The organism is Psychromonas sp. L1A2, from assembly GCF_009828855.1.
In the GTDB taxonomy this organism is placed as follows: Bacteria; Pseudomonadota; Gammaproteobacteria; order Enterobacterales; family Psychromonadaceae; genus Psychromonas.
The window spans coordinates 1,175,415-1,189,502 of sequence record NZ_WUAG01000002.1; the positions used below are offsets into that span (position 1 = coordinate 1,175,415).

Consider the following 14,088-nt stretch of genomic DNA (forward strand, 5'->3'; position numbering starts at 1 on the left):
TAATATTGATTTCTTCAGTGCATAAAAATGGGAGGGCTGAGCCTCCCATCTAATCGTTCTTACATTTAGCTACATGAACTTAACTATATGAACTTAACTATATGAATTTAACTACATGAATTTATTAAATAAGTTAAATAAGTTAAATAATTTAAATTAGTAAGTTAGAACGTTATGACTAAAATTGTTGACCAGAACATTTTGCAGTAGTGACATCAAAGTTGCCGCATTTGATTGGAGCAGTCCAATCAGAGACTAGGTTTTTCGAGCTTGGTAAGAAATCTGACCATGCATCACCAATCACAGTATCAGGCGTAGACCAAACCACTTCAAACTGACCGTCTTCTTGGATTTCACCAATTAATACAGGCTTAGATAAATGGTGGTTAGGATTCATTACCGCAATACCGCCCGTTAAGTTAGGTACAGCGATACCGATCATTGCTTGCTCAACTGCATCAACATCAGTAGTACCGGCTTTCTCAACAGCCTTAACCCACATTTTGAAACCAATGTAAGTTGCTTCCATTGGGTCATTTGTTACACGTTTGTCATCACCAATGTATTTTTTCCATTGTGCGATAAACGCTTCATTCTCTTCTGTTTCAACACTTTGGAAGTAGTTCCAAGCGGCTAAATGACCTACTAACGGTTTAGTATCAAAACCAGATAGCTCTTCTTCACCAACAGAGAACGCAATAACAGGGATATCTTCAGCAGAAATACCTTGGTTACCTAACTCTTTGTAGAATGGGATATTTGCATCACCGTTTACTGTTGAAACTACAGCTGTTTGTTTGCCTTCAGAACCAAAGCGTTTTACTTCAGCTACAATATTTTGCCAATCTGAATGACCAAATGGCGTGTAGTTAATCATGATATCTTCAGACTTTATGCCTTTAGACATCAAGTATGCTTCTAATATTTTGTTAGTAGTACGTGGATAAACATAATCAGTACCTAACAAGACAAAGCGCTCAGCACCAAGATCATTAATCAAGTAATCAACAGCAGGAATCGCTTGTTGGTTTGGCGCAGCACCGGTATAGAATACGTTTTTAGAAGACTCTTCACCTTCGTACTGAACTGGGTAAAACATTAAGCCGTTAAGCTCTTCAAGCACAGGCAATACTGATTTACGAGAAACTGAAGTCCAGCTACCAAAAATAACATCGACTTTATCTTTTGCTAATAATTCACGGCCTTTCTCTGCAAATAATGGCCAGTTTGACGCAGGGTCAACCACCACAGGCTCAATTTTCTTACCTAATAAACCGCCCTTTGCATTTTGCTCTTCAATCATCATCAATACAGTGTCTTTTAGTGTTGTTTCACTAATTGCCATTGTGCCTGATAAAGAATGTAAAACACCGACTTTGATGCTATCAGCAGCATAAGCAAAGTTAGTCATTAAGCCAGTTGCAACAATCGAACTTGCAACAATTAGTTTCTTCAGTTTCATAGATAGTTCCTTTCCCTTTTTAGTATCCAATGATTAATCTTTTTAACGGAATAAAAATCTCAATCCCAACCTATTTCAAGTGGGATTAGTATCCAGTAATTAGAGCAAGCATTAAATGCGCAAAAGCGCGCAATGGACTACGTAATTATGCGCATATAAAAACAACAACTATTGAAGTAAGGTACGCGCGCACGATATGCTAAGAGCTGAGTAGTTATTAGTACGGGTACGGATAGCCAATAAATAGCGAAAGAAGCGGTCATGCAATCAAACCAAAAAATAATTAAAGCACGCAGAACTTATAACAAGCTTGTTGCCAATGAGATGATGGAAGATTTTGCGCTGCGCTTTACCGCTAAACGCGCAAGAAAGTGGTCATTAAACCGCATTTCAATGACGGCGCTTGGGATAGTTTCGTTTCTTGTTTTAGAAGCGATTGGCGGTGCAATCACCCTTCAATATGGCTTTGAAAATGCCGCTTGGGCGATTTTAGCGGTCACCTTAATTGTATTCTTAACCGGCCTGCCTATTAGTTATTATGCCGCCAAATATGGTGTCGATATCGACTTACTCAGCCGAGGTGCTGGTTTTGGTTATATTGGTTCCAGTATCGCCTCACTTATTTACGCCTCCTTTACCTTTATCTTTTTTGCGCTTGAAGCTGCGATTATGGCGATGGCATTAAAAATACTATTTGGCTTGCCCTTACCCGCAGGGTATATCGTCAGTACCTTATTAATTATCCCCTTAGTGACCCACGGCATTACCTATATCAGTCGCTTTCAAGTCTGGACGTCACCGATTTGGGTGGCACTGCAACTACTACCATTGTTCTTTGTGTTTACTCACAACGATACGCAATTCAGCGATTGGATCAGCTTTACAGGTGAAGCTGGCGAATCAGGCAGTTCATTTAATCTATTATTATTTGGTGGCGCTTCAGCCGTTTTATTAGCGTTAGTCGCGCAAATCGGTGAACAAGTCGACTTCCTGAGGTTCTTACCTGAAAAACCAAAAAAAGACGCTTGGCGTTGGTGGTTAGCACTGATTGCAGGTGGTCCAGGTTGGATGTTATTTGGCGCGCTTAAACTATTTTTAGGATCTTTCTTAGCCTACTTTGCATTAAAGCAAGGTGTTGCACCACATCTCGCCAGCGACCCTGCTCACATGTATCAACTTGCTTACAGTTATGTGTTTGATAACCCGTCGATTAGTGTCTTTGTAGCTTGTACGTTTGTGGTGTTATCACAGTTAAAAATTAACGTTGCCAATGCCTATGCAGGTTCATTAGCATGGTCTAACTTCTTTTCTCGCGTCACACACAATCATCCAGGACGCGTAGTGTGGATGGTGTTTAATGTGGCCATTGCCCTATTGCTGATGGAACTGGGCATTTACCAAACCATCGCCAGTATGTTGTCAGTTTACTCGGTGATTGTACTGGCTTGGTTAAGCTCAGTAGTAGCAGACCTTATCATCAACAAACCCTTAGGCATCAGCCCTCGTCATATCGAATTTAAACGCTCTCACCTTTATGATATTAACCCCGTAGGTGTTGGTTCAATGTTGATTGCATCAATAGCAGGCTTTACCGCTCACATGGGTATTTATGGTGAAACCATTGAAGCGTTAGCATCTTTTATTGCGTGTTTTTTGCCATTTATAACGGTGCCTTTAATTGGCTGGTTAACCAAAGGAAAATACTATTTAGCGGCCAACCAACAACCTGAAATCAAAACCTTTACGCAATGCCACATTTGTGAAAATAGCTTTGACCATGAAGACATCACTTTCTGCCCTGCTTATGGCAAAGCTATTTGTTCCTTATGCTGTAGCCTAGATGTGCGATGTGCAGATCAATGTCGACCAGACGCCACCCTTTCACAACAAGCCCATGATTTTTTCACGCGTTTTTTAAGTGCCAAAGTACTTAAAGTATTAACCACACCACTAATGCAATTCATCGCACTCACCTTAGGTCTTGGTTTTGTTGGCGCGGGGATCTTAGTGTTGGTATATCTACAAGTTCCACTCGATGAAGTAGAAGTGAAAGAGGTTTTTGCGAGCACCTTAATTAAGATATTTTTCCTATTAATTATCATCATTGGTATCGTCAGTTGGTTATTTATCCTCGCGCGTCACGGCAATCACAGTGCATTAAAAGAGTTACGTTCACAGACTAAAGCTTTAGCTAAAGAAGTGGATGCTCACGAACAAACCTCAGAAGCCTTACAAAGCGCAAAAGAAGTAGCAGAGTCGGCCAATGAAGCTAAAAGTCGTTATCTTGCCGCGTTAAGTCATGAGTTACGCACCCCGCTTAATGTACTGTTAGGTTATGCACAACTGTTAATGCGCGATGAAGTATTACCGCCAAAACAACGTGAAAGTATCTCAATTGTGAGACGTAACGGAGAGCATTTAGCCGACTTAATTGAAAGCTTATTAGAAGTCTCCAAGATTGAAGCGGGACGTGTGACCTTGCAACGTGATGAGTTTAATCTCAAAGCTATTTTGCAACAGCTGGTGGATATGTTCCAAATGCAAGCCAGTAAAAAAGGCATTAAATTCCATTATATCGCCAGCGCCAACCTACCCGATTATGTCGCCACAGATAAACAACGCTTTAGACAAATACTGATCAACTTGATCTCTAACGCCATTAAATACACAGAAAAAGGCTCAGTTACTTTTAAAGTCACCTACCGCAGTGAAGTCGCTAACTTTAGTATTATCGACACTGGCGCAGGTATCGCCAAAAGTAATCAAGATTTAATATTTAAACCCTTTGAGCAAATTCGCAATACCCATACTCAATCTATCGGTGGAACGGGATTAGGATTAACCATCTCACGTTCATTAGCTGAACTAATGGGGGGTGAAATAAGCTTAACGAGTAGTGTTGGACAAGGCTCAACCTTCAACTTCAAGCTGATGTTATTTAAGCTCAACAAAGATCCTAAAGAGCCAGAACTGACTAAATCAGAAGCAGTAGGCTATAACGGCGCGAAGCAAACCGTATTAGTGGTGGACGATAATAAAAACCAACGTGATTTAATGTTCAATTTATTAGAGCCGATCGGCTTTAAGGTGTTATTAGCCGAGCATGCACAGCAAGGTTTTGAATTACTGCAGGATAATGATATCGACTTAGTGTTAATGGATGTGCAAATGCCAGACATTAACGGCTGGCAAATGGTCAAAAATCTACGTGAACAGCATTATCAAATGCCCGTATTAATGGTGTCAGCCAATGCCCGTGATGCGGAGTACAATCTACAAGCTGAAGGTTATCATAATGGTTATATTGCCAAACCTCTTAATTTAGATGCATTATTAGGTAAAATAGCACAATTATTAAACCTACAATGGCAGTATAAAAACACTGATAACATAACGTCCAACGAGGCTAATAAGAGTAATAAACCCAGCGTCACCAGTGAGCAATATCAAGCCTTAATTGCCCTTGCAGAGATTGGCTATCTGTCTGGATTTAAGAATAAATTTGAAGAAATACAAGCTGAATATCACTACCCAGAAGACAGTGCGTCGCAGATACTTGAGTATGTTGAAGTCTGTAATTTCCCTAAAATTATTGAATATTTAAACGAGTTAAACCATGGATCATAAAAGCAGTGATGTTGTATTGGTTGTCGATGATTCACCAGAATCATTAGGCATGCTCAATGTGGCACTGAACAGTCAAGGTTATACCGCATTAGTCGCCTTAAGCGGACAACAAGCACTCGCCATCGCAGAAAAAGTTCCACCAGATGTAGTGCTATTAGATGCGATGATGCCAGAGATGGATGGCTTTGAAACTTGCCGACGTTTAAAAGAACTCTTACCTAACACCCCTATTATTTTCATGACTGGATTAACCGACGTCGAAGATATAGTGAAAGGCATTGAAGCAGGTGGTGTGGATTACGTCACTAAACCCATTTCGCCAGATGAAGTGATTGTGCGGATCAAACGCCACGTTGAAACCGCCAAACTCGCATTAAGTGCACAAGATGCCTTAGACCACGCCGGCAAAACGGTATTTTGTGTTAGCCAATTAGGCCGATTATCTTGGGCAACGCCGCATGTACATGAATTGGTCGATGATATTTCCAAAGGCGACGCCAGCCCGTGGGCAACCTTAGCGACTTTAATTGAAAGTTGGTTATTAGGTGATACCAGCAAAGAGTTAAAAGTAGACTGCTTTTCCGAGAAAATGAGCATAGCTTACGAGCGCCAACAACAGCAAATGCATTTGTTACGCATCGTACAAACTAAAACACAAAAATCACCACAGGATTTGAAAGATAACCTCCCGATCACCAAACGTGAATCTGAGGTGTTGTATTGGGTATCTTACGGTAAAACCAGTTGGGAAATTTCACAGATTTTAGAAATGAGCCCACGTACGGTGAATAAGCATTTAGAGCAAATTTATAAGAAGTTAGGGGTGGATAACCGCACGTCGGCAGCGGCGATTGCTTTGAGGATCTTAGAAGGGTGAGGCAGCAAAGGAATGCAGGGTGATCCTTTTTTGTTTGTGCTTTGGGGTTCGTCTGCGCTCGTCGGATCAATTCGAACTTTGTTAGCTGTCTTTTCGCCCTGTCGGCGACTTTACTTTTTCTGAACAGCAGAAAAAGTAAGCAAAAAGACTGTCACCGGATCGCTTTCTTATCCAATCAATGAAGCTCTTTCTTTATGCACCACTTCATACGGCGCGTCCATGCGCCGAATGAAGTTACAGCAAACGTCCTGTTTGCTGTTGCAGAAAGAGCTTAATCGCTTGGGAAAGCTCAACGGCGGGGAGTTGTAGCCACATTGAGTGATGTTTCGCTGCGCTCGTTGAGGCTGTTTTTTTCTTGGTGATATCGTTCGTCTGCGCTCATCGAGGTACATTGATATCTCCAGCTTGATGTTTCGCCCTGTCGGCGAGTTCATTTTCTTTATACGAACAAAGAAAACAGAACCAAAAGAAACTCGCCCATAACGTTTTTTTAATCTGAATAAATCACTACCTTCTTTACGCACCGCTCATACGCGGCGTCCCTGCCGCGCTCTAAGCTAGCAACGGCAAAGGGCACGCAGAGCTTAGCCCGCTCATAAACTATGCTGCCGCATAAGTCGCTCCATGCCTTAGCTTGCTAAAGGCAGTGATTGATTCAGAAAAACGAAAATGGGAAATTAATGCAGCCATATAGAGTTTCTTATTATTCCAGTAATAAAATAAAAAACCCTGTTAAATATAAACAATAAACCTCATTCTGCCTTTCCGTTGTTAATGCGGAATAGCTTCACCTATCTACATGATTAATATTTGATTTAAGGTTAAAGATAACTTTAAATGTTTGATTTACTATTGCAGTAGCGTATTGTTTAAAAAAATTACTAAATTAATGTATTCCGCATTTCCACCGAAAATACGGGATTATTCTGCTTAATGACGCTGTTAGCACCTGGAGCATAGTGTGTCGTATAAAATTAGAGATAATTGTATTTTTGAGCACATTGACGTGTATGAAACTGAAGAAGAACTACAGCAATATTTGAATGCTATAAGTGCTCCATTAGGTCTGTTCGTGATGGAGTTCAATGCACTTGAAGATGAAATATCTATGTATTTGACTGAAGCATATGAAATGTCTGATATTGCTATCAATACCAAAAAATTATGTCAGATGTACAGTGACAAAGCAAAAGAGCTTATTAAGCTTTATAAAGGTTTAGTAAGTCATCATAACGAGTTAATGGTGTCATTAAATGAACTTAATAAATTACTAATAAGTAGTAGCAGTTCTCGAAATGATTTTGCTCATGCAAGTTGGTTACATGCATCTCCATCTCAAGGGGTTGCTTGTTCTAAAGATAAATCAACTTACCGTAAATTTGAATTGTCTGATATTCAAAAAAGCCACAATACGGTTACTACTGCTCGTGGTCATTTGATTCATTTTCATAATCGTGTACAACGTGCTAACAAGAGCTTTAAACAGAACTAAAATAGGCTTTGAGGTTGTAGAATAGCTCGTTCTTTGTAAATTTATAAGAAATTGTAATTTTTAACTTGTTGTTTTATTTGATTAATACATTTCAAGAATAGCTGTGTTTTCTCAAAAATAGAGTAATTCTACAGCCTCGTTAGGTTCCTGATCTTTGCGGAGAGTTAGTAGTATATTCAAAATTGATAAAGGTGCTCCAGATGAAGTGTACATTATTTTAAAATGGCATTTGGAAATACGCATTCACGAATTGATCGGCTACCTTACTTCGCTTCAAAGGAACATAGAACTAAAATTGGTTAGTGCTAGTGTGATTGATATTTTGGAGTTTAATACTTCACACGAAATTAAAATGGAACATATTAACTCGATGAATGAGTCTCGAAAAACTCAACCAATATTGATCGCTTGCATACAAAATGAGTGTTGGGTAATTGATGGTAATCACCGGCTAAATAAAAGAGAGCAAGATGGTGATATTGAATGTGATGTCATTCTTATTCCTAACGAAGTGCTATACAAATATTCTCAGCCACTAATTCAAGGGAAATCTGATAGACGAAAGAGGAAGCAAATGGAAGATATTAAAGAAATTCTTGAAATCCCCACCTAAAAAGGCACTAAGCGGCGTTGAGGTTGTAGAATAACTCGGCTTTGTAAGTTTATAAAAAATTTCTATTTTTAACTTTTTTATTTGATTATTAAATTTTAAAAATAGCTGTTTTTCTTGAAAAAAGAGAAATTCTACAGCCTCTTTATGTGCCAAGGATAACCTATGAATAATGTTCATATCACTTTAATTCATGACTGTAACATTGAAAGTGAATTATTTAGTAGTTTTGTATCAGAAATAAAAAATGATAATTTAAGAGTTTTAGTTAAAGGAGAGACTCACCCGCTTCAAGATGGAATGGCTTGCTATGAATGGTTAATCCCGCCTCTGGTTCTTGCTTATATTGCTAAATCGTATTTTGATGGTTTTTTAAAGGAAGCCGGTAAAGATCATTATACGGCTTTAAAAAACATGATATCTAAAGTGGGAGAAGATGTACTCGTTAAACAAAGAATTGAACCCACGTTGTATGCTACAGAAGGAAAGCTAAATCCTGACAATCCTTATTCAATAGCATTCTCAATAATTTCCGAAGCACATGACGGTAAAAAATTTAGATTATTGGTTCCTAAATACTTTGATGGTGTTAATTATTCGGAGATCGTGAATGAGTTTATGGATTTCACTTATCAACATCATTTTGATACTGATGATTATGAAATAAGTAATGGTTTTATATTGCTCCATTATAATTTTCCTACTAAAAAAATTGAGTCAGTATCATTCGCAAAAGGCACTTAGCGCGGCGTTGAGGTTGTAGAATAACTCGTTTTTTGTAAACTCATGATAAATAAAAGTTTTTAACTTATTGTTTTATTTAATAAAGTACGGGACATCCAATGGTTGAGCTTAATAATCTCAAATAGTTAACAATAAAGTTCGATGCTCAATATGGCTACAACTCCCCCGTCGTTAAGCTTTCCCAATTAATTTACTTATTTTGAGTAAACCAAACAGGATGTTTGGATTAGTTGAGGCTAGTGCATGGAGCGATTTATGCGACAGCATAGTATTATGAGCGGACTAAGCTCTGCGTGTCCTTTGCACGTCCGAAACGGTACGTTAAAAATAAGTGGATTACTTGGATAAGAAAGCGATCGGTGACAGCTTTCTTTGCCTACTTTCTTTGCTGTTCAAAGGAAGTAGGAGCGCAGACGAAGCAATAACACTAAAACATTATTCAATTAACAATTATTCAAAAAAGCTAAGCTTAAGACATTCGCAAATATGGCTACAACTCCCCGTCGTTAAGCTTTCCCAATTAATTTACTTATTTTGAGTAAAACCAAACAGGATATTTGGGTTAGTTGAGGCTAGTGCATGGAGCGATTTATGCGACAGCATAGTATTATGAGCGAACTAAGCTCTGCATGCCCTTTGCACGTCCGAAACGGTACGTTTAAAATAAATGGATTGATTGGATAAGAAAGTGATTCGGTGGCCAGTTTCTTTGCGTGTTGTGGGTAAAAAGCCTTTCAGGTAAAAGAAAGGGGGTCGCCGACAGGGTGAAAACACTGCAACTAAAAATCAAACGCCACGATGAGCGCAGACGAACTAAGCTATGTTAATTCTTCAAGTAAATATGCGTTCCCACGGAGACCATGGGAACGAGATAGAACCAAAACCTAAAAGACTAAATAGGTTTACTTCTTCGCAAACTCTTGAATATACTCAACTTGTGCATCTTTAGTAAACGCTCCCGGTCTTAGGAATTGAACCTGAGTGATGATATCTTCTAACTCCCAACCTTGATCTAATAAAATATGCGCAGCAAGTAACCCAGTACGGCCAGATCCTCCCATACAATGTATCGCTACTTTGTTACCATTATCTAATGCTTTACGAATTGAGGGTACAATGCCTTTCCAACGCGAGTGGAATGCTACGTTAGGGACTGAATCGTCTTTTATTGGAGTATGAAACCACTGTAAACCTGCATTCGCAACCTCTTCAGACAACGCGCCTACACCACTTTCAAGCATCTCTTGTGTGCTTAAAGCCGTAACGACAGCGGTGACACCTTGAGACTTAAGCTGTGCAACACTTTCACTCAATGATACCCCTTTTGTACCAGGACAAGGTGTTAAAATTAGCGCTGCTTTGTTGTTGATCGGGAGTTCCCAAGTTGGATGTTCCATCATACTTTTTCATTTCCTAAGTTGAATTTGAATGTAATTATTATATACATCTTTGTTTATTGTTCTATTCCGGAATATCTTAAGGTTTAATAGTTAAGCAGTCTATATATACCCGTTAGCTTCCGCGTCAAAGTAACTAAAGCAGTAACGAGAGGCCATCTAAACATTAATATTACAAGACTCAATATAAGGTTTAGATTATATCAACCACACTAATTTAACTTAAAGTACGGGGCATCCAATGATTGATCTTAATAATATCAAACAGTTAATAATAAAGTTCGATACTCAATGTGGCTATGACTATCCGCCGTTAAGCTTTCCCAATTAATTTACTTATTTTAAGTAAAGCTAAACAAGATGTTTGGCTTAGTTGAGGCTAGTGCATGGAGCGATTTATACGACAGCATAGTATTATGAGCGGGCTAAGTTCTGTATGCCCTTTGCACATCCTAAACGGACCAATAAAAATGAGTCGATTATTTGGAACAGAAAGGGATCTGTGGCAGTTTTTTGCGTGTTATGGGTAAAGCTTCAGAAGTTCAAAAAGTAAAATAATCAATAAGGCGAAATACCGAACAGTAATTTTTAATAAACCCTCTACGCGCACAGACAAACTAAATCCAGAACAAAGCTACATCCAGAGCAAAACCACATCCCAAAGATCCGACCACTAAGTGCGAGATCCTCGTTTAATACTTTACCCTCAACAAACCATTTAGCTAGGCATTTAACTAACCACAACTTATATCAAATAGCTTTGTTCATGATCATAGAAATATAATTTATTAATGAAAAAATAGCTATTAAGATATAGTATGTATATAACTTCCATTTTTATTAAATCTAATATGAGCCCAATATATGAGATCGGTAGAAATCAGTAATCTATTCAATCAAAATACGACTAATGATACGTTACATCAGTTGTTCGATGCTGTGGATGCTATTTCAGTGCAAGGCTACGATGAAGAACGTCGTGTTATATATTGGAATGCTGGTAGTGAAAAGCTTTATGGCTTCAGTAAAGAAGAGGCTTTGGGCGAAAAAATAGAGAAACTGATTATCCCGACACCTATGTCTGAGTTTGTTATTGCAGCACATAATGACTGGGTAAAAAAAGACATAGAAATTCCTGCCTCAGAAATCATTTTACGCGACAAAGATGGCCACGACGTTAATGTGTTTTCAAGCCATGTGATGTTTACCAATCAGTTTAATAAAAGACAGATGTATTGCGTTGATATCAATCTAACTGATGTTCGGAACGCTGAAGCTCAAGTTGTGTTTAAAGAACATATGCTTGAAACCATTTTTGAAGCGACTCCTGACTTATTTTTCTTGATGGAAAGGAATGGTTCAATCATCGATTACTATGCGAGTAATCATAAAAACCTCTTCGTCTCTCCCAATGAATTTGTAGGTAAATCGATCTCCGAGACCCTACCCGCAAACGTTTCTAAAATATTTGATCGATATATTAAAAAAGTGACACAACATACTGGTGCATTGACGTTTGAATATGAGTTAACGCTGCCTCACGGGCTCACTTACTTTGAAGCGAGAATGAGCTACTTACCGCAATATGAACAGATACTAACGATTGTTCGAGATATCACTGAACAACACAAATCGTCAGAGGTTATACGTAGACACGCTTACTACGATACGTTGACGCTATTACCAAACCGTTTTTTAGCACTTGATCGTTTATCACAAATGATAATCGACTCTGAGAAAAGCCATAAAAATATCGCTGTCTTTTTTCTTGATTTAGATGACTTTAAAAAAGTAAATGACTCGCTAGGCCATGAGGTAGGCGATAAATTATTAATAGAGGCAGCGCTTAGGTTAACGAGGGCAATACGTAAAGAAGACACAATAGGCCGTTTAGGCGGAGATGAGTTCATTGTGTTATCTCAAGGTTTAAACGATGAAAATGATCCGCGAACAATCGCTGACAACTTACTCAAGGTGTTTAGAGAACCTTTCCAAATTGATGGCAGAGAATTAATCCTCACTTTAAGTATAGGTATCGCAGTCTCACCTGAAAATGGGTATACGGTATCGGATTTATTGCGTAATGCTGATACGGCAATGTATCAAGCGAAATCATTAGGGCGTAATGCCTATTCCTTTTTTACTAAAGAAATGAATATTGCAATGATACGTCGTTTTGAAATTGAAGAGCAGATGCACGGCGCACTAGAACGTGATGAATTTGAAGTTTATTATCAACCTCAATTAGATGTAAAAACCAATAAAGTCATTGGTGCTGAAGCGTTACTGCGTTGGCATAGTGCTGCATTAGGCAATATTACTCCCGATGAATTTATCCCAATTGCAGAACATACTGGGTTGATTGTAGTGATTGGCCAATACGTTGTTAAACAAGCGCTTAATTTCTTACACCAATGGCAAACTAGTGAAGGTGAGCAATATACTATTGCAGTTAATTTATCGCCTCGCCAGTTCCGAGACAAAAATCTGATCCCTTTTATTAAAGAATCACTTGATGAAGCCAATATTGAAGCAGGACGTTTAGAACTAGAAATTACTGAAGGCGTGTTAATGACTGGACAATCTTATATTTCAGATGCATTACTGGAATTACAGAGGTTAGGCGTCAAATTATCAATGGATGACTTTGGTACGGGCTATTCTTCTCTCAGTTATTTACGCCAATATGATTTTGATGTGTTAAAAATCGATCGAAGCTTCATTAATGGTATTACTCAAAATAAAGAAGACCGTGATTTAGTAAAAGCAAGCATTGCAATTGCACATAGCTTAGGCTTAGATGTGGTTGCAGAAGGTGTTGAGATAACAGAACAATTAACAATATTAAAAGAATTAAACTGCGATTATGTGCAAGGTTATTATTTTAGTAAGCCGATGCCTGCGGGACAGTTTATTGATTTTTCAAGCCACTATAAAGAAATCAATGAAGCATAATTTTCTGTTAATTAGCTTGAACTAAAACTATTCGGTAGCCTACTAACAATAGTCTAAATAGGTTACCGATTGAGACTTTGTGAATAGTACTATTGCCTGCTTTGATGCTCTTTGATGTTCTGTAATGTGCTCTGAACCGTGGCATTTTTTCATTCCCTCTATCGCCTTAAATTGATCTTCCTCATGGTAAGTCCATTCATTAATATCAGCCTATTACAAACCCTTTGCATTTAATTAGACGATCGGTCTATTATATCTATATAACATTATCTATGGCTGTTCTATGACATCAATAACAACAAAACCACGACGTGGTCGACCATTAAAAAGTGCGCAGGAAAATCGTGACACTAAGGCTGAATTAATCCGCAGTGGTCTTGAACAATTAACAGAAAGTGGTTTTGCTTCTTCAGGTATCGATCCTATTTTAAAAAGAGTCGGTGTGCCTAAAGGATCTTTTTATCATTACTTTTCAAGTAAAGAAGCTTTTGGTTTAGCAGTAATTGAAAGCTACGCAAGTTACTTTGCTAATAAATTAGATACTTATCTATTAGATGAAAATTACCCGCCGTTAGATCGAATTAAACACTTTGCCGATAATGCTAAAGCAGGATTAACACGCCATCACTTTAAACGTGGCTGTTTAGTAGGGAATTTAGGGCAAGAAGTTGATTTATTGCCTGAAAGCTTTAGACAAATATTAATAGATATCTTCGACGTTTGGCAACTTCGTGTAAGCCAATGCTTTAAGTTAGCGCAAACTCAGGGTGACTTATCAACAACCGCTGATTGTGATCAATTAGCAGAGTATTTTTGGATAGGTTGGGAAGGTGCAGTAAGCCGAACGCGACTAGTGCAAAGCACCACACCATTAGATAACTATTTAGATAACTTCATTGCAGGTTTACCTCGATGAAAAACATT

Annotated in this window: 9 protein-coding genes; 7 read left to right on the forward strand and 2 right to left on the reverse strand. The window is 38.4% G+C overall.

Annotation, left to right across the window (positions count from 1 at the left end; translation table 11 throughout):
* Positions 1 to 178: 178 nt before the first annotated feature.
* Positions 179 to 1,462 carry an urea ABC transporter substrate-binding protein gene (gene urtA / locus GQR59_RS15480; protein WP_160064170.1) on the reverse strand — a complete coding sequence of 428 codons (1,284 nt, stop codon included), beginning with the start codon at positions 1,460 to 1,462 and terminating at the stop codon, positions 179 to 181.
* 261 nt (positions 1,463 to 1,723) lie between these two features.
* Here urtA and GQR59_RS15485 point away from each other — a divergent pair, with 261 nt between their 5' ends.
* The 5 genes from GQR59_RS15485 to GQR59_RS15510 all read left to right on the forward strand — a co-directional run bounded on the left by GQR59_RS15485 (position 1,724) and on the right by GQR59_RS15510 (position 8,812).
* Positions 1,724 to 5,089, forward strand: coding sequence for an ATP-binding protein (locus GQR59_RS15485; protein WP_160064172.1), 3,366 nt, complete (start codon positions 1,724 to 1,726; stop codon positions 5,087 to 5,089).
* Positions 5,079 to 5,966, forward strand: a complete 888-nt coding sequence (locus tag GQR59_RS15490) for a response regulator transcription factor (protein ID WP_160064174.1) — start codon at positions 5,079 to 5,081, stop codon at positions 5,964 to 5,966. Before GQR59_RS15485 ends, GQR59_RS15490 begins: the two co-directional genes overlap by 11 nt.
* Before the next feature lie 961 nt (positions 5,967 to 6,927).
* Positions 6,928 to 7,458: a hypothetical protein gene (locus GQR59_RS15500; RefSeq protein ID WP_160064178.1), complete on the forward strand. Its 531-nt coding sequence runs from the start codon at positions 6,928 to 6,930 to the stop codon at positions 7,456 to 7,458.
* Positions 7,459 to 7,663: 205 nt separating this feature from the next.
* On the forward strand, positions 7,664 to 8,071 hold the full coding sequence (locus GQR59_RS15505; RefSeq protein WP_160064180.1) for a hypothetical protein: 408 nt from the start codon (positions 7,664 to 7,666) through the stop codon (positions 8,069 to 8,071).
* Between the two features lie 162 nt (positions 8,072 to 8,233).
* Complete coding sequence (locus tag GQR59_RS15510) at positions 8,234 to 8,812, forward strand: hypothetical protein (protein WP_160064182.1); 579 nt, start codon at positions 8,234 to 8,236, stop codon at positions 8,810 to 8,812.
* A gap of 902 nt (positions 8,813 to 9,714) precedes the next feature.
* Here the strand turns inward: GQR59_RS15510 and GQR59_RS15515 are convergent.
* Entirely contained in the window at positions 9,715 to 10,212 is a 498-nt protein-coding gene (locus tag GQR59_RS15515; protein WP_201288119.1) for a cyclin-dependent kinase inhibitor 3 family protein, read from the reverse strand.
* Positions 10,213 to 11,073: 861 nt separating this feature from the next.
* Here GQR59_RS15515 and GQR59_RS15520 point away from each other — a divergent pair.
* Together GQR59_RS15520 and acuR are read left to right on the forward strand one after the other, a co-directional pair.
* On the forward strand, positions 11,074 to 13,164 hold the full coding sequence (locus tag GQR59_RS15520; protein WP_160064184.1) for a sensor domain-containing protein: 2,091 nt from the start codon (positions 11,074 to 11,076) through the stop codon (positions 13,162 to 13,164).
* A gap of 283 nt (positions 13,165 to 13,447) precedes the next feature.
* The gene (acuR, locus tag GQR59_RS15525) at positions 13,448 to 14,080 is read left to right on the forward strand and encodes an acrylate utilization transcriptional regulator AcuR (protein WP_160064186.1); all 633 of its coding nucleotides are present in this window, start codon (positions 13,448 to 13,450) and stop codon (positions 14,078 to 14,080) included.
* The last annotated feature ends 8 nt before the right edge of the window (positions 14,081 to 14,088 follow it).

Coding starts and splice junctions, on each gene's coding strand:
- acuR (WP_160064186.1), top strand. CDS start 13,448: ATGACATCAATAACAACAAAACCACGACGTGGTCGACCATTAAAAAGT.
- GQR59_RS15520 (WP_160064184.1), top strand. CDS start 11,074: ATGAGATCGGTAGAAATCAGTAATCTATTCAATCAAAATACGACTAAT.
- GQR59_RS15490 (WP_160064174.1), top strand. CDS start 5,079: ATGGATCATAAAAGCAGTGATGTTGTATTGGTTGTCGATGATTCACCA.
- GQR59_RS15510 (WP_160064182.1), top strand. CDS start 8,234: ATGAATAATGTTCATATCACTTTAATTCATGACTGTAACATTGAAAGT.
- urtA (WP_160064170.1), bottom strand. CDS start 1,462: ATGAAACTGAAGAAACTAATTGTTGCAAGTTCGATTGTTGCAACTGGC.
- GQR59_RS15515 (WP_201288119.1), bottom strand. CDS start 10,212: ATGATGGAACATCCAACTTGGGAACTCCCGATCAACAACAAAGCAGCG.
- GQR59_RS15485 (WP_160064172.1), top strand. CDS start 1,724: ATGCAATCAAACCAAAAAATAATTAAAGCACGCAGAACTTATAACAAG.